The 16,789-nt window shown below is 43.0% G+C and carries 14 protein-coding genes; 13 read left to right on the plus strand and 1 reads right to left on the minus strand.

Annotated features, from left to right (window positions below):
* Positions 1 to 82: 82 nt before the first annotated feature.
* Both ccoG and I6E86_RS09660 read left to right on the plus strand, forming a co-directional pair.
* Complete coding sequence (gene ccoG / locus I6E86_RS09655; RefSeq protein ID WP_197177293.1) at positions 83 to 1,492, plus strand: cytochrome c oxidase accessory protein CcoG; 1,410 nt, start codon at positions 83 to 85, stop codon at positions 1,490 to 1,492.
* A gap of 251 nt (positions 1,493 to 1,743) precedes the next feature.
* On the plus strand, positions 1,744 to 2,325 hold the full coding sequence (locus tag I6E86_RS09660; RefSeq protein WP_197177294.1) for a FixH family protein: 582 nt from the start codon (positions 1,744 to 1,746) through the stop codon (positions 2,323 to 2,325).
* A 120-nt stretch (positions 2,326 to 2,445) separates the two neighbouring features.
* Here I6E86_RS09660 and ttcA read toward each other — a convergent pair whose 3' ends face one another.
* The gene (gene ttcA, locus I6E86_RS09665; protein WP_197177295.1) at positions 2,446 to 3,612 is read right to left on the minus strand and encodes a tRNA 2-thiocytidine(32) synthetase TtcA; all 1,167 of its coding nucleotides are present in this window, start codon (positions 3,610 to 3,612) and stop codon (positions 2,446 to 2,448) included.
* A 313-nt stretch (positions 3,613 to 3,925) separates the two neighbouring features.
* Between ttcA and queC the strand changes: the two genes are divergently transcribed.
* The 11 genes from queC (at position 3,926) to I6E86_RS09720 (ending at position 16,749) form a co-directional block, all read left to right on the plus strand.
* Positions 3,926 to 4,693: a 7-cyano-7-deazaguanine synthase QueC gene (gene queC, locus I6E86_RS09670; RefSeq protein ID WP_197177467.1), complete on the plus strand. Its 768-nt coding sequence runs from the start codon at positions 3,926 to 3,928 to the stop codon at positions 4,691 to 4,693.
* Positions 4,694 to 4,947: 254 nt separating this feature from the next.
* Positions 4,948 to 5,277 carry a hypothetical protein gene (locus I6E86_RS09675; RefSeq protein ID WP_197177296.1) on the plus strand — a complete coding sequence of 110 codons (330 nt, stop codon included), beginning with the start codon at positions 4,948 to 4,950 and terminating at the stop codon, positions 5,275 to 5,277.
* Between the two features lie 167 nt (positions 5,278 to 5,444).
* Positions 5,445 to 5,942: a peroxiredoxin gene (locus I6E86_RS09680; protein ID WP_197177297.1), complete on the plus strand. Its 498-nt coding sequence runs from the start codon at positions 5,445 to 5,447 to the stop codon at positions 5,940 to 5,942.
* A gap of 118 nt (positions 5,943 to 6,060) precedes the next feature.
* On the plus strand, positions 6,061 to 7,551 hold the full coding sequence (locus tag I6E86_RS09685) for a dihydrolipoyl dehydrogenase (RefSeq protein ID WP_197177298.1): 1,491 nt from the start codon (positions 6,061 to 6,063) through the stop codon (positions 7,549 to 7,551).
* 143 nt (positions 7,552 to 7,694) lie between these two features.
* Positions 7,695 to 8,879: a mechanosensitive ion channel family protein gene (locus I6E86_RS09690; protein WP_197177299.1), complete on the plus strand. Its 1,185-nt coding sequence runs from the start codon at positions 7,695 to 7,697 to the stop codon at positions 8,877 to 8,879.
* Positions 8,880 to 9,021: 142 nt separating this feature from the next.
* A complete protein-coding gene (gene rlmKL, locus I6E86_RS09695; protein WP_197177300.1) occupies positions 9,022 to 11,328 on the plus strand; it encodes a bifunctional 23S rRNA (guanine(2069)-N(7))-methyltransferase RlmK/23S rRNA (guanine(2445)-N(2))-methyltransferase RlmL in 2,307 nt (768 codons plus the stop codon).
* A gap of 253 nt (positions 11,329 to 11,581) precedes the next feature.
* Positions 11,582 to 12,157, plus strand: a complete 576-nt coding sequence (locus I6E86_RS09700) for a TerD family protein (RefSeq protein ID WP_194363968.1) — start codon at positions 11,582 to 11,584, stop codon at positions 12,155 to 12,157.
* Positions 12,158 to 12,488: 331 nt separating this feature from the next.
* Positions 12,489 to 13,550, plus strand: coding sequence for a DUF475 domain-containing protein (locus tag I6E86_RS09705; protein ID WP_197177301.1), 1,062 nt, complete (start codon positions 12,489 to 12,491; stop codon positions 13,548 to 13,550).
* 262 nt (positions 13,551 to 13,812) lie between these two features.
* A complete protein-coding gene (locus I6E86_RS09710; RefSeq protein WP_227669543.1) occupies positions 13,813 to 14,742 on the plus strand; it encodes a glutaminase in 930 nt (309 codons plus the stop codon).
* Positions 14,743 to 15,217: 475 nt separating this feature from the next.
* Positions 15,218 to 15,793 carry a TerD family protein gene (locus tag I6E86_RS09715; protein ID WP_110922674.1) on the plus strand — a complete coding sequence of 192 codons (576 nt, stop codon included), beginning with the start codon at positions 15,218 to 15,220 and terminating at the stop codon, positions 15,791 to 15,793.
* 203 nt (positions 15,794 to 15,996) lie between these two features.
* On the plus strand, positions 15,997 to 16,749 hold the full coding sequence (locus tag I6E86_RS09720) for a TIGR00266 family protein (RefSeq protein WP_194363966.1): 753 nt from the start codon (positions 15,997 to 15,999) through the stop codon (positions 16,747 to 16,749).
* Positions 16,750 to 16,789: the final 40 nt, after the last annotated feature.

Below are 16,789 nucleotides of genomic sequence, written 5' to 3' on the forward strand. Positions count from 1 at the left end.
ATCACACAATCATACATCTGATCATCAAAGATGTTTGTTCATCATGCCAGCAGACTGATTCTTTTTTTAAAGAGGCACGTTTATGTCAGCACAACCATCCAATAAAATACCTGTACAGCAGATTGATCTTGATGCGACCAAGCATCGTGTACACCCAAGGTTTGTGACAGGTTTCTATCAAAATATTCGTGTCATCACGATGTATGCGCTTTTGGCCGCTTTTTTGCTTTTACCATGGCTACGCTATAATGACAGACAAGCAATATGGTTTGACGTGCCATCCCAGCATTACTATATCTTTGGTATGACATTTTTGACGCAGGACTTTTATTTTATCGCGGCATTTGCTCTGATTGCAGCATTTACGTTGTTTATGGTCACCGTATATGCAGGTCGTGTATGGTGCGGTTATGCTTGTCCACAAACGATTTGGACGCATCTGTACCAATATGTCGAAAAATGGGTGATCGGTGATCGCAATAAGCGTATAAAATTTGATAAGTCACCTTTTGGGTTAAGTAAAGTCTTTAAGCGCACGACGGTATATTCTATTTGGTTGCTGCTCTCTATCATTACCGCTGCGACCTTTGTCAGTTATGTGGCAGGGACAGATTCGCTCTACCATAGTTGGCAGACAGTGGGGATGATTCCTGTGCCTGACTGGCCGACATGGGTATGGGTCTCGATGTTTATCTTTACCTTTGCCACTTATGCCAATGCGGGATATATGCGTGAGCAGATGTGTGTACAGATCTGTCCTTATGGTCGTTTTCAGAGCGTGATGTTTGATAAAGACACATTAATTGTCTCTTATGATTATGAGCGCGGTGAGCCACGCGGTACTCGTAAAAAAGGCACGAATCCTGAGCATCTAGGTGACTGTATTGAATGTACCATGTGTGTGCAGGTCTGCCCCACTGGTATCGATATTCGCGATGGGTTACAAGTGGCCTGTATTCAGTGTGCTGCTTGTATTGATGCCTGTAATGAAGTGATGGACAAGGTCGGCTACCCGCGCGGGCTCATTCGCTACACAACCGAGCGTCAACTGGCAGAAAAAGAGCCCAGCCGATTATTACGTCCCCGCTTATTTGCCTATTTGGCATTATTATTGGTGCTATGCGGCGGCGTCGTATATGCGTTAACAGATCGCGTGCCATTAGAGATTGACATTCGCCGCGACCGCAACCAGTTATCTTCTATCAACAGCCAAGGCATGATTGAGAACAGCTACATCGTCAAGCTGACCAATAAAACCCAAGAGCCTCACACTTATAAAATCACACTGGCACCGCAAAAAGGTCTCAGTCTAGAGCTGCGTTTCAATGATGTGCCTTTAGAGGCAGGTGAAAGTTTTGATATGCCTGTGAGTATTTATGGTAATCCTGATACGATTGAGTTTGGTCAAACCCCTGTGACGCTGAATGTGACCAGTGAAGATGGCAAGTACAAAGTCAGTAAACAAAATGTCTTTACTACCCAAGGTCAATAAATTTTTAGAAGTCAGTGGCTTTTTAGAAATCAGTGGCTGGGTGTCAGTTATTTAATATGGGTTTTTCATTTGATAATTTGCGGATGCAGTTGCTTGGCTTCAGTCGCTACAGGCTATCGGATGAGTATTTATTACTAAGCTGACAGCGTTTGGCCGTCAAATTATCCGTTGAGACCGTTTGTAGATACTTCTCGAATAAATATATTCTGAATGGGTATCTGCTGAACAAATATTTTATTAATAGGTATGTTATGTCTACTCCAGCACCGAACTTTAAACATCAAGATACTCAGCCATGGTACAAGAACTATATGGTGGTTATCTTTGTGATTGGCATGCCCGCGTTTGTAGTCATTGCCTGTATATATTTCGTTTATTACTCTTATCAAATTCGTGATAGCGTGGTGCGAGACGACTGGTATATGGATGGCAAAACGCTCTATCATGACGTGTCACGTGACAAACTCACTTATGACTTAGACTTGCATGGCAAAATGCAATTTTCAGATAATGGTGATATTGTGTTTTATTTGAATTATCCTGAGCAAAGCCTACAGTCAGGCAAGCTGCTAAACGGTACGCCGCTGACTTATCCTGATACGCTAGATCTCTCTATCTCGCACGCCACGGATGTCAAAAAAGACCATGACGTCGTTTTGAAACATCAAGAAGGCAATAAGTACAGCGCGCAAGTAGAGCTCGATCCGGTAAAAGCCAAATACTACTTGCAAGTCAGTAACGATGGTAAAGAAGACTGGCGCATGCAAGATGTGGCAAAACTGCCACGCTCAGAGGTTAACTTTAACCCACTGCCTGTGTTCGCTAAAAGCTAACTTTATTAGGCTATGCCCTAATATTGAGACTCAAAAAAACCAGCCATTCATGACAGAATGGCTGGTTTTTTATTGCTCATACACTGAGTATTGACGCACAAAGCACTAAATCACAAGACTTTAAATAACCGGATTAATCGTTGGTATCTTTTTAGCGCTACGTTCATGGCTCTCGGCATTTTCTGATGTGAGCGCATACGACTTATCACTTGCAAATTTTGGATTAAAGGTTTGTGTCTTGGGTGATACTGGCAAACCCATTTCAGCAAGATCATCTGTCTGCCCTGCTTGAATATTGTCGCCTTCAAACAAACGCTCATTGTCATCACGATCAAGACTAAGCGTTTCAAAATCAAACAACTCACGGTCAGCCAACTGTGATGGGGCCACGTTTTGCATCGCTTTAAAGATAGAGGCCAAACGCTGTGGATGCGCATTATCCCATTCGCGTAGCATGTCATTGATGATGGCTCGCTGTAGATTGGTCTGACTGCCACATAAGTTACAAGGAATGATTGGGAATGCTTTCAATTTGGCATATTCGATGATGTCTTTTTCTTCGACATAAGCCAATGGGCGAATCAGCATATTTTGCTTGTCATCACTCAGCAATTTGGGCGGCATAGATTTAAGTGTGCCGCCATGAAATAGATTCAAAAAGAACGTCGCAAGCATGTCATCACGATGATGTCCAAGAGCGATTTTGGTCGCGCCAATTTGCTTGGCAAAACCATACAACGAGCCGCGGCGCAGACGTGAGCACGCCGAGCAATAGGTTTTGCCCTCTGGTACCACACTTTTGACAATGCTATAGGTGTCTTTTTCTAAGATATAGTGAGCAATCCCTTGTTCATTAAGATAAGCAGGCAAGATATCTTCAGGATAGCCTGGCTGCTTTTGATCGAGATTGACCGCGACGATGTCAAAATGAATGGGGGCAATACGTTTTAATAATAATAAAATATCCAGCAAGGTATAGCTGTCTTTGCCACCTGAGACACAGACCATCACCACATCGCCATCTTCGATCATATTAAAATCACGAATCGCCCAAGAGACTTGGCGACGCAACTTTTTTTGTAGTTTGCCAAAATCCGTCGGAGTATCTGTCTCAGCAGAATGATCAATAAGGCTATCTAGATGGCTACCATCTTCAGCGGTATCGTCATACTGATAATTTTCAGTACTATTGTTAGCTTCTAAGACAAGACTATCGATACCCGTATTAGTAGAAGCTTCATTTGATTGATCGGTTGAGGTTGGCGTAAATAAAGTTGCTACGGTCATAAGTTACTCAATATCTTTATAAGGGTGGTTTTACTATAAAGCGGTCTGCAATAAAGCATCGCCCATGACGTCACCTGACTGGCGCTTTAAACGCTGCGATTATAACAAATATTGCTAACAGTTTGAAAAGATGAGCGAAATACGTTATTTATTTTTTGGCACATAGCGTTTGATAAAAAAATAGCCCCTAAAATGCGCTTTGTCACTTTAGTGACGCTTGATTGGGCGCTTCATGGTTCTGTAATAGCAGTATTTTTGCTAAAATAGCCGTTTTCGTAAACCAATAATAGATATCACTATGACAAACATAACTATGCAAAACACCTCTACCAACCAAACCTCCAATGCTGACCTTGATATCCTTAATAAAAATCAAAATGCCGTTGTGCTGTTATCAGGTGGTCTCGATTCGGTGACTTGTTTGTATTGGGCAAAAGCGCGCTATGCATCGGTAACTGCCGTAAGCTTTAACTATGGGCAACGCCATAACAGTGAGCTGGTCGCGGCAAAAACCATCGCCGATACCGCAGGGGTCAACCATAGAATTATTGATATTGACATCGCACAACTTGGTGGCTCATCGCTGACCGATCACAGCATGATCGTACCAGATGGGGATTCGGACAAATTCCCTAGCAAAAATCGCGACGAAATCGATAATGACGCCATTCCAAATACTTATGTCCCTGCCCGCAACACCATATTTTTATCGTATGCGCTAGCCGTCGCAGAAGTAGCTGATGCCAACCATATCGTCATTGGGGTCAGCTCAGTCGATTACTCAGGCTACCCTGACTGTCGTCCAGAGTACATTGCAGCGTTTGAGCACATGGCCAATCTCGCCACAAAAGCGGGCGTCACAGGCCACCGCCTATCGATCCAAACCCCATTACAACAGTTATCAAAGGCTCAAACTATTGAGCTTGGTCTGTCACTAGGCGTTGATTATGGTCAGACCATCTCTTGTTATCAGGCAGATGCAAACGGTCTTGCTTGCGGTGTTTGTGACAGCTGTTCGCTACGCCGTCAAGGATTCGCTCAAGCTGGTGTCACTGACCCTACTCACTATCAAGCAGGATAGACTGATTATTTAGCGGTAAATACAATCAACATTTGCGCAACATGCGCTTGCATTAATACAGCACGTCGCCATTGTATTTTAATCCGTATACTTGTTATTGTATGAACGATTATGTCTACCCTAAGCATAAATAACTAGGCTAGGCCATGTCTCAAATTTTTTTAAAGTGAAGACACGCCCTAGTTATTCTTATGTAAATAACTTAATTATTGACTAAGATTTACAAAACTGACGCCATCTGTAAGAGGACATTTATGAAGTTTTTGCCAATATTACCCCTAGCCTTAGCGGCCATCTTTGCGATACCACAAGCCAATGCGACCGATATCAAACAAGACAATATCAATACTTGCGTGAATGGCGCGGTCAAATATAAAGTGGCTGACAAAGGCGATGCGACCAAACTGTGTAATTGTACTATTGGCGTCCGCAGCAAAATGACCATCGGTCAAATGTGGGAAATCGAAAGCTACGCCAAAGACAAAAAAGATCCCTCTGGTCTACCTTACGTGAAGTCGATGCAAAAGGAATTGCAGCAATGTACAGATGGTTTAGATCTTAAGCAACCGACCAAGCCTGCTTAACTGATTACTGATTGGATATACAAAAGACTGGCTATTGCCAGTCTTTTTTGTTGTCAATGAATACGCAAAATGTAAAAGTGATTATTTATTGCTATTAATCTGCCTATAATAAGCACACTATCAATAATACTAAAACCAATAACACCAAAATCAACAAGGACTTTATCATGGCAAAGCCAACGACGGAAACCCTTCACCTACCTGATTTTCCAGTGAGTATTGTACGCAAGATTGCTGGAAGTTTTATTCACGATGAAATCAGCTTAAAAGAGATGGTCGCCAATACGAATAAAGGTCTTATTCTCTATTTTTACCCCAAAGACAACACACCGGGCTGCACCGCACAGGCAACCGAGTTTACCGCTCATCTTCATGATTTTGATGAGTTAGGCTACGACATTGTTGGCGTCTCTCGTGACAGTGTTGAGTCTCACAAAAAATTCATCGACAAGTATGATTTACAGATTCCGCTTGTGAGTGACACTGATGAAACGCTCTGTCAGCACTTTGAGGTAATCAAAGAAAAAAACATGTATGGTAAGGTTATCTTGGGACTGGTCCGTTCGGCATTCGTATTTGATAAAGATGGCACACTGACTCATGCACAGCGCAACCTACGTGCCAAAGACTATACTAGTCGCTTGCTAACTATATTAGCCCCGTAATTATTGACTCTATAATTAAATCCGTATTCGTCATCAGAACCATAAAAATTAGATAAAAAATATAAGCTAAGAACTCAGTCTATTACTGACTATAATCCTTCCCCTATTAGAGAATAATATGAACAAACAATCTGGCACTACTACTGAAGATACGCAGCAAAAAATCACGCGCAAAGTATCTGTTGCCGTTATCGGTGCTGGTACTGCTGGTCAAAATGCATTTCGTCAAGCAAGCAAAATCAAAGACGATGTCGTTATTATTAATGAAGGTTTTTGGACCACTACTTGTATCGCTGTGGGCTGTATGCCAAGCAAGCTACTGATTGCAGCGGCTGATCGTGCACATGATGCCAATAATTCTAGTGAGTTTGGTATTCATGCAACGGCAAAAATCAACGGCAAGCAAGTGATGGGGCGCGTGCGTGATGAACGCAATCACTTTGCCAGCTATATCAAAAAACAGGTAGACAGCTGGCCTGATCACAAAAAAATCGCTGGTCGTGCTCATATTAATAAGAAAGGTTTAATTGAAGTCAATGACGAGCTGATTGAAGCTGAGCAAATCATCGTCGCCACAGGTAGCTCGCCATTTATGCCAGAGGGTTGGGCGGACAAGCTTGGTGATACTATGCTGACCTCTGACACGGTATTTGAGCTTCCAGACTTACCAAAATCCATGGTCGTCATCGGTGCTGGGGCTATTGGTTTGGAGCTTGCACAGGCATTTACGCGGTTGGGTGTGGAAGTCACAATATTCAATCGTGCCAAGCGCGTCGCTGGGCTCAAAGATGATGACATCAATAACAAAGCCATCGACTGCCTCAGTCACGAGCTGACCATGCACTTGGGCAGTAAGATTACCGATGTTGGCACAAAGAAGAATGAAGGTAATGAAATTGCCTTTGTTGAGTATGAAGACAGTGCTGGTGAGTCTCAGCAATGGCAAGGTGAATATGTCTTGGTGGCTACTGGTCGTCGCAACAATATTAAGCAGTTAGGTATCGAAAACTTAGGCGTCGAGCTAGACGATAAGAACCGCCCGAAAGACTTAAGTAAAAAGACAGGTCAAATTGGCGACTTAAACGTCTATATCGTTGGTGATGCCAATGCCAACATTCCATTATTACATGTGGCGAGCGATGAGGGCTATAGTGCAGGCAATATGGTCTGTGAGAACACGGAAGCTGCCTATATCAGGCCGCCTGCTACTCCTTTTTCTATTGTGTTTTGTTCACCTCAAATCGTCAATATTGGCAGATCTTTGCCAGATATCCAGCAAGACTCAAGCTTAGAGTTTGTCATTGGTAGTGCCAGCTTTGACAATCAAGGACGTAGCCGCGTGATGGGCGTCAATTGTGGATTGTTGCACATTTATGGTTGCAAAAAAACCGACAGAATCTTAGGGGCTAGCATGGTAGGTCCTGATGCCGAATACATCGGACATATTATTGCAACTGCCATCACCAATGACTTGTGTGTTAAGGCGCTGCTCGATACGCCTTTTTATCATCCAACGATACTAGAGGGGCTACGTACGGCATTACGTGACGTCCAATATAAAATGGAGATACCTTTTCAGTCTCAAGATGCTCAGGAAGATAATTCCTAGCAGATAAATGCTAAGTAATATTTGCATACTCAAGTTATCATGCTTATTTTGACGCAATTATTGCAATGATAACTTGAGGTTGTTTTTGATTAAACTGTTCGTACCAATTACCTTGTGTATACACCGCTTACCTGGATGCAAACATGGCAATCGCTAGTATTACTGACTTTTTTAGAGAAATCATTCGCGATTTGCACACCAGTTTATATCTGTCTCTTGGTGGTTCTATAGATGAAGAGTCGATGAACTGGTCCTCTCAAGCTGTAGAGCTTGCGAGTACTGGCATTAAAATCCTGATACTGCTTGCCGTATTGGGATTTTTTTATTGGTTGGCCAACTATATCCTCAAACATAGTCGGGCAAAAATCCGCCTAAACGAGCGCCGTACCAAGATCGCCCGCTCAATATTACGCTACATTTGGATTGTAGCCAGCTTAATCGCTATCATGAGTCAGATAAACTTTGAACCAGAAACTATTAAGGCTACAGCAAAAGCAAGCACTTGGGCAGGCATCTATTACGTACTTTGGGCTTCATCAGGACAAATTATTCACAAAGTCCTACAGCACTATGGTCTCAATGCTTCAATAGAGCAGCTGCTCAAGAACATTTTGTCTGTACTTCTATTGGTACTCGGGCTTGCCAGCGTCATGGCACAATTTGGCTTTGACATCGTATCGTTAGTCGCAGGTTTGGGTATTGTTGGCTTGGCAGTGGGTTTCGCCGCTCAATCAACCCTTGCCAACTTTATCGCTGGTATTACTATCTTGCTTGAGCAGTCCTTTCAGGTCGGTGATTGGATTCATATCAATGACAATGAGGGGCGCGTGGTGCTTATCGCTCTGCGCACCACTCATATTCTCACTCGAGACAACATCACTGTCATTATCCCAAACTCTAACGTTGCCTCCTCTGAAGTCATTAACCTAACGTCCAAAAACTTTATACGTTTTGATATTCGTGTGCGCATTGCATTCGAAGATGATATCGAAACGGCTCGTAATGAGATTTTGCAAGTGCTCAGCGATACTGACGCGGTGCTTAATCGTCCTGAGACCTCAGCGACCGTGGCAGAAATCGGAGAATATGGCGTATTTTTTATCGTACGGTTTTGGGTCAAACCAGCAGCCGTTGCCCGTATACCCAAAATTAAAGAAGTATTGCAGGAAGAAATAAAGATTGCATTTGATGCTGCCAATATCTCTACGCCCTATCCCCATATGCGGCTACTTATGCCAAAGGATGTCGACTACCCTATCGCCACCAAACCTTTTGCAACCACTACTCAAGTCGTAACAGATAAGTTACCGCTAGCAAAAGACAAGTAGAGACGCTATTTCTGATTATTCAGCTATCGCATCTTAAACACGGCCACTTTGAACCATCCTACCGTGAATTATGGTAAAATTACCGGTTACACCGTTTATCTTATTATTTGCTTTTTTGTCAATTTAGCCCACAGGTACCCGTATGACCGAACAAACCGCGCCCGCATCTTTAACAGCAGCTTCACCAGATTTGTCGCTTGACCTTATTATTACCTGTGCCGATGGGCTTGAGGCACCACTGCAGACTGAGCTAACCAGTTTTGGTATTGACAGCGAAATCAAAAGCACAGGTCGTCTTGCCGTGACTGGAGACTTGCGTGTTCTATATAAGATTTGCTTGTGGTCACGTGTGGCCTCACGGGTATTGATGCTGATTAAACGCAAAAACATCAATGCTGAATATGATGTGGCTGAGCAGCTTTATGGTTTGGCAAAATCAGTCAATTGGACTGAACAATTCAGCTTAGAGCAGACCTTTGCTATCCGTCTATCTGTCGATAAGCGTGTCGCCGTCAGTCAGCAGTTTGCCATGCTACGTATTAAGGATGCGATTGCCGATACGTTTAACGAAGTTTACGACAGCCGCCCGAACGTCGATAGTAAAAACCCAGACTTCTCTATTTTTGCGACGATCAACGACAAGCAAGCCGAGCTATATTTAGATTTATCAGGTACCAGCTTGCATCGCCGTGGTTATCGCGTGGCCATGACAGAAGCGCCATTAAAAGAAAACTTGGCGGCCGCCCTACTTTATAGCGCGGGTTGGCACAAGAAAAACGAAGCAGGCGACGCACCTTACTATAATGCGTTGATCGATCCTATGTGTGGCTCTGGAACATTCCTTATCGAAGCACTACTGATGCATTGTGATTATGCTGTAGGTATCGACAAAGCTGCCAATCAATTTGGCTTTTACCAATGGCAGCATCATGATGATGTGCTATGGCAAGAGATGATCAATGATGCTCAAACACGTTTTCGTGACGCTTTAGAGATTGCCAATGAGCAGCCGGATACGTTGCCGCTTATGTTGGGCTTTGATGCTGATAATGGCGCGATTATCGCCACAGAAAAGAACCTCATTGCTGCAGGACTGCAAGACCTACTACCACTACTCGATATCGAAAACCGTGCGCTTGATCAACTCAGTGGTGTGCTCAAACCCTTGGTCAGTGATGGTCGATTGAGCAATCCTTTAGTCATCACTAACCCACCTTATGGTGAGCGTTTGGGTGATGAAGAAATGATTAAACCGTTGTATCAAGCGATTGGGCTTATCTTGCAAGACAGCTTTGCCGGTAGTGGCATTGACCCTATGCTTGGCATATTGGCCTCTCATGTTGAACAAGTAGATATTCTACCGATTAAAGAACCAAAGACGTTGCGTTGTCATAATGGTGCTATCACCGTCTATTTCCGCTACGGAACGCTTATCGCTGGGCAAACGGGCAACCTCGTTAGTCGCTTTGAGAAGAACGAGATTGACGTAGAAGATGGACAAGACTTTATCAACCGTCTACAAAAAAACCTTGCCAAGCTTAAGAAACTGGCTAAAAAAGACAATGTCAGCAACATTCGTGTTTATGATGCTGACTTACCTGATTTTAAGGTTGCGATTGATTTATATGGCGATTACGCTCATGTACAAGAGTACGCGCCACCAAAGACTATCCCACCTGAGACGGCCAAAAAACGCTTTAATTTGGCATTGATGGGTATTCGTGAAGTGTTCGGCATTAACCGTGAACAAATCTTTATCAAAACACGTGCCCGCCAGTCTGGTAACGATCAGTATAGCAAGCAGAATACCACTGAAAAACGTGGCAAATTTCATGTCGCGCGTGAAGACGGTGCGTATTTCTACGTCAACTTTACCGATTACTTAGATACGGGTCTGTTCATTGACCATCGTAATATGCGTGCTCGCATTAAAGACAATAGTCGCGCTAAGTCGGTATTGAACCTATTTGCTTATACTTGTACGGCGAGTGTGCATGCGGCCCTTGCTGGTGCCAAAAAAGTAACCAGCGTTGATTTGTCACAGAACTATCTAGACTGGGGCAAGCAAAACTTTGTGCTCAATGGCCTAGATGTCAGCCGCAATAAATATCAATTCGTCGCGGCGGATATTTTTGAATGGATCAAAGAAAATACCGAGCAGTTCGATATTATTTTTATTGATCCACCGACTTTCTCAAACTCTAAGAAGTTTCAAGGTACTTTTGATGTACAGCGTGACCATGCTGCCATCATCAACCGTGCAATGAATCGTCTAACGTCAGATGGTGTTCTGTATTTCTCTAACAACTTTACGCGCTTTGAGCTAGATGAGCAGTTGATCGAACGCTACGATATCGTTGATATTACCCAAAAAACGATTGGTTTTGATTTTAATATCAAAAAACCAATCCATCAAAGTTTTGAGATTCGTCACCGTCAAAGCCTGTAATCAAGCGCTTATCGATACAAGAGTGCTAGACAAATAGAGAAATTCATCTCAGCAGTCTAGCTTCTCAAAATTTGGGTTTTTTGCCCAATGACGATGAAATACAATAATGACCCAATCGGCTTTGATTGGGTCATTTTTTGTTGTTATGATAGAGCATTACTAGGCGATGGATTTACGCAGTTATAGCGTAAACCTATCGCCTTTTATTTAACAAAACCTCTAATATCTAATATCTAATAACAAGGATAACATCATGGCTTTATCACTTAATAAAGGCGGTAATTTATCGCTAACCAAAACAGATCCAAATCTAACCAAGCTGCTGATTGGACTGGGTTGGGATGAGCGCGCGACTTCTGGTGCTGAATTTGATCTTGATGCCAGTGTTTTCTTGCTAAGTGGCGCAGGTAAAGTACGCGGTGATCATGACTTTATCTTCTATAATCAGCTTAAATCTGATAACGGCGCGGTCGAGCATACTGGTGACAACCGTACTGGCGAAGGTGATGGTGATGATGAACTGGTTAAGGTAAATCTCACCCAAGTACCTGCTGATGTCGACAAAATTGTCGTCACCGTGACTATTCATGATGCGGCAGCGCGTAGCCAAAACTTTGGTCAAGTAGCTAATGCCTTTATCCGTGTCGTCAATGAAGAGACAGGTACTGAAGTCGTGCGTTTTGATCTGGCAGAAGATTACTCTGTCGAGACTGCCATGGTATTTGGTGAAGTATATCGTCACAATGGAGAGTGGAAATTCCGCGCAGTGGGTCAAGGATATTCAGGTGGGTTGCAAGCAATGTGTCAGCAGTACGGTGTTGATATCTAAGGCACTGTTTTTTGTGATAATTGGACTTCTACATACCACAATTATCACATCTAAAACGTCGCGGCTGTACCGTTGCAAATAGTCACAATTTTAATGTCCAAATGACTAGTAATGCGCTACGTTTCGTTTAAAATTATGCCTAAAAAGCGGTTAGTAATATCGTTGATTCAATGTAAAAGAGCGTTACAGCAATCGGGTGCTAGGGTATAAGTCTTACCTTAAGCAAGGTCGATGCTGTCGCTCTTTTGTAGTGGATTCACCATAGCCACTTTTTGTAGCTTGTGTCTATAATAGACCGGCCTTAGCTTTACGCAACCAGACAGGATGTGTCATGAGACATTTTTATTTAGACTTTATCTTCACCGCGATTGCCTTAGCAGTAGCGGCATGGTGGGGATATTCACATGGCGGTATGGGTGGAATGATAACCACGCTATCCATTACTGCTATTTTGGCCGTCATGGAGATTTCGTTATCCTTTGATAATGCGGTGGTCAATGCCTCAGTCCTTAAGGGCTGGGATGAATTTTGGAAAAAGATATTTTTAACGGTCGGTATCTTAATTGCCGTATTTGGTATGCGATTGGTCTTCCCTATTGTCATCGTCGCTGTTACTGCCGACCTTGGTATGATGCAAGTGATAGATTTGGCATTGAACGATCCTAAAGAATACTCAGCAAGACTAATGGCACACCATGCTGAAATCTCAGCATTTGGTGGTATTTTCTTATTGCTGGTTTTCTTAAACTTTATCTTTGATGATAAAGAAGTGCATTGGTTTGACTGGTTGGAAAGCCGTTTAGCCAAGCTAGGTAAAGTCGATGCCATGAGCGTATTTGTAGCCCTTATTGTCTTGATGATCGCGGTATCGTGGGCCAGTGCTGAACAATCAAGTGCTGTCTTAATCGCTGGTGTTTGGGGTATCTTAGTTTACCTTGGTGTACAGGTCGTATCTGGCATGCTTGAAGGTGATCTCGAAGAAGACCTAGAAAACGAAGGAAATGGCGCAGCTGCGACCAGTGCTATCATGAAAGGCGGTATCATTGGTTTCTTATACTTAGAAGTTCTAGATGCTTCATTCAGTTTCGATGGTGTGATTGGCGCATTTGCGATTACCAATGACGTCATTGTCATCATGCTGGGTCTAGCAATTGGTGCGATGTTCGTACGTTCGATGACTATTTTCTTAGTAGACAAAGGCACGCTTGACGAGTTCATTTATCTTGAGCATGGCGCGCATTATGCCATCGGTGCATTGGCACTCATCATGTTGCTGTCTGTGAAGTTCCATGTACCAGAAGTGATTACTGGTTTGATTGGTATTGCCTTTATTGGCTGGGCGCTACTAGCGTCACTACAGCATCGTAAAGCTGAAGCTGCAAAACTGACTTAAAAAATACCGTCAGTATTACGTCTTCTATATCCAATCATAGTTATGAGCAGGTCATATCATCAGATGTGACCTGCTTTTTTTATAGCCTAGGACCTGTTTGATATTTAAACAGGCCCCTAGTTAAAGCGACAAGTTATAAATATATGAGGCATTCATAGGTATATGATACTGACCCATCATTAAAATACAATTCGATGATTACTATCCCCTTTTATTCAGTTAAAATCCCCACCCTCTAACAACACTTCAAAAATACGAATACATGATTAATATACAAAAAATTCTTGATGATATTGCTACAGAGATGGCAAATGAAACAGACCGCGGAAAAGTGGCGGACTACATTCCGCAACTGGCCCATGTCGATCCGAACCAGTTTGGGATTGCTGTTGCGACACCAGATGGGCAGGTCTATACAGCAGGTGATGCTAGTACACTGTTTTCGATCCAAAGTATCTCTAAGGTCTTTACCTTGACCATTGGCCTTGGTAAGTTGGGTAATGCGCTCTGGACACACGTTGGCCGCGAGCCATCCGGCGACCCTTTTAACTCAATCATGATGCTAGAGCATGAATCTGGCAGACCACGTAATCCCTTTATCAATGCGGGTGCCATTGCAGTGGTAGATGCGATTATGATGGGACATGAGCCAAAAGAGACATTGGGTGAGATACTACAATTTGTTCGTTTTATTGCTGATGATGATTCGATCAGTTTTGATCACAAGGTAGCAGCGTCCGAAATGGCGCATAAAGATCGAAATGCGTCGCTCGCCTATTTCATGAAATCCTTTGGTCGTCTAAAGCATGACGTGGACAAAGTATTGGGAACTTATTTTCATCAATGCTCAATCGCGATGAATTGCCAACAGCTGGCCCAAGCTGGTCTTTATCTAGTGTCCAATGGTATTAATGAGCACACAGGCGTCAGGGTGATTAATGCACAGCGCTCTCGACGGATTAATTCGTTGATGATGATGTGTGGTCACTACGATGGCTCTGGTGAGTTCGCTTATCGTGTCGGCCTACCGGGTAAAAGTGGGGTTGGTGGTGGTATTTTAACGATCGCACCAGGCGAAGGTTCAATCGCTGTATGGTCGCCAGGACTGGATCATATAGGTAACTCTAAGCTTGGTACAAGAGCATTAGAGCGATTTGTACAAGAAACTGGCTGGTCGGTTTTTGGAGATTAGAGATAGAATCTAGATGCCTTGCTCGATTGATTACTCGGCACAGTATTACTTTTAAAAATTAACAAGCTGATAACAGGTCATATCAATATATTTGGTGTGACCTTTTTAGTTTAAGGCCATCTATTTGGTCGTGATACGTCTCTGCTACCCACCCTACCTCTAAGCGTTTCTATCCAACATTTTTAATCATCAAATAATTTACGTTTTCATAACAATACCTTAACGACTATTGCTAAGTTGATTGAAAACCATCAAAGATGCTCAAGAACTATGTCCCTTGGTAAGCATATAGTAAGCGCACAAAATACGCCTTGCTTAGTGAGCAAACGCTTAGTATAGTAAAACGTAATGATATGCAGGACGTGGCGTACAGGTATGTCTTTTGCTATTTGCCCTGATATATCAGTCACTGCACAACTTTTATTTAATTTTTTATAACACAATCCACTTAACTATTAATCCAAAGGATATTTGTATGGCTATTAGCTTAACGAAAGGCGGCAACGTAAACTTATCAAAAGAAGCGCCAGGTTTAACCAATATAACAGTCGGTCTAGGCTGGGATCCACGTGCCACTGACGGTCAAGAGTTTGACTTAGATGCGATTGGCTTTTTGGTCAATGAAGCAGGCAAGGTTCGCAACGATCAAGACTTTATCTTTTTCAATAACTTAAAGTCAGACAATGGCGCGGTCGAGCACACAGGCGACAACCGTACTGGCGAGGGTGATGGTGATGATGAAGCGATCAAAGTAAACCTAGCGAGCATTCCAGCTGACGTTAATAAAGTAGCACTTTGCGCTATCATTTATGAAGGCCAAGCCCGTAATCAAAACTTTGGTCAAGTAGGCGAAGCTTATATCCGTATCGTCAATGACAATGGCGGTAGTGAAATTGCACGCTATGACCTATCAGAAGACGGCAGCACTGAAACGGCCATGATCTTTGGTGAGTTATATCGTCATAGCGGTGATTGGAAATTCCGTGCCGTTGGTCAAGGCTTCAGTGGTGGTCTTGGGCCATTAGCCGGTTCTTATGGCGTAAATGTTTAACGTTTAATCCAACGTAAACGTTTAGCAAGCCAATTATCATAACCAGACGTCTGGTTATGATCTAAAAAGCCATCAAGTGTGCCCCTTTAACGCATTTGATGGCTTTAAATTTAATTGGACGCTCAATAAAAAATTATAGAGAACGTAGAGATACATACCCTAAAATCGTTAACCAAAGATATTAGAATAAGGATGTAAAGCCCATGGCCGCGACCTTCAGTTTAATTGGTACTATTGAACCTTTTTTGCATTGTAATCTCAAAAAAGGCGATTCAATCTATTGTGAAGCCAATGCGATGGTGATGATGGAGTCCAATCTTGAGCTGAAAGGGAAGTTGCAAGGTGGTCTGATGCAATCTCTGATGCGCCGTTTTGCCAATGATGAATCCCTGTTTCAACAACAGATTGAAGCGACTCATGGTGAAGGTGACTGTCTGCTCGCACCTACGCTAGATGGCGATATGCAAATTATCGATGTCGGCAAGCAGCAATATACACTCAGCGATGGTGCATTTGTCGCGGCACAGACGGGTGTCGATATCAGAGCCAATATTCAGCGCAATTTAGGCGGTGCAGTATTTGGTGATACTGGTGGATTTATGGTCATGCAGACACAAGGACAAGGTCAAGTCGTGGTATCTGGTTTTGGTTCACTGTTTGAGATTGATGTCACACCAGACAAAGACGTCATTATTGATAATGGTCATGTCGTCTGCTGGGATTCAACCCTTGAGTACAAACTGTCCGTTTCAACCAGCAAGAAAAAAGGCATCATGAGCAATATTATCAATTCCGTCACCAGTGGTGAAGGCATGGTTTTAAATTTCTCAGGCACCGGAAAAGTCATCATTTGCTCGCGTAATCGTGACAGTTATCAAGGCTGGATACAGAGCGTCTTAGGTAGTAGTTCTGGTGGACGCGGCGGCGGTGGCGGCTTTTTGAATAATATCTTATAACGTTTTTTAGCACTTTTTCTAACGATTTTACTCACTATTA

Source organism: Psychrobacter sp. SWN149, from assembly GCF_015864565.1.
Taxonomy (GTDB): domain Bacteria; phylum Pseudomonadota; class Gammaproteobacteria; order Pseudomonadales; family Moraxellaceae; genus Psychrobacter.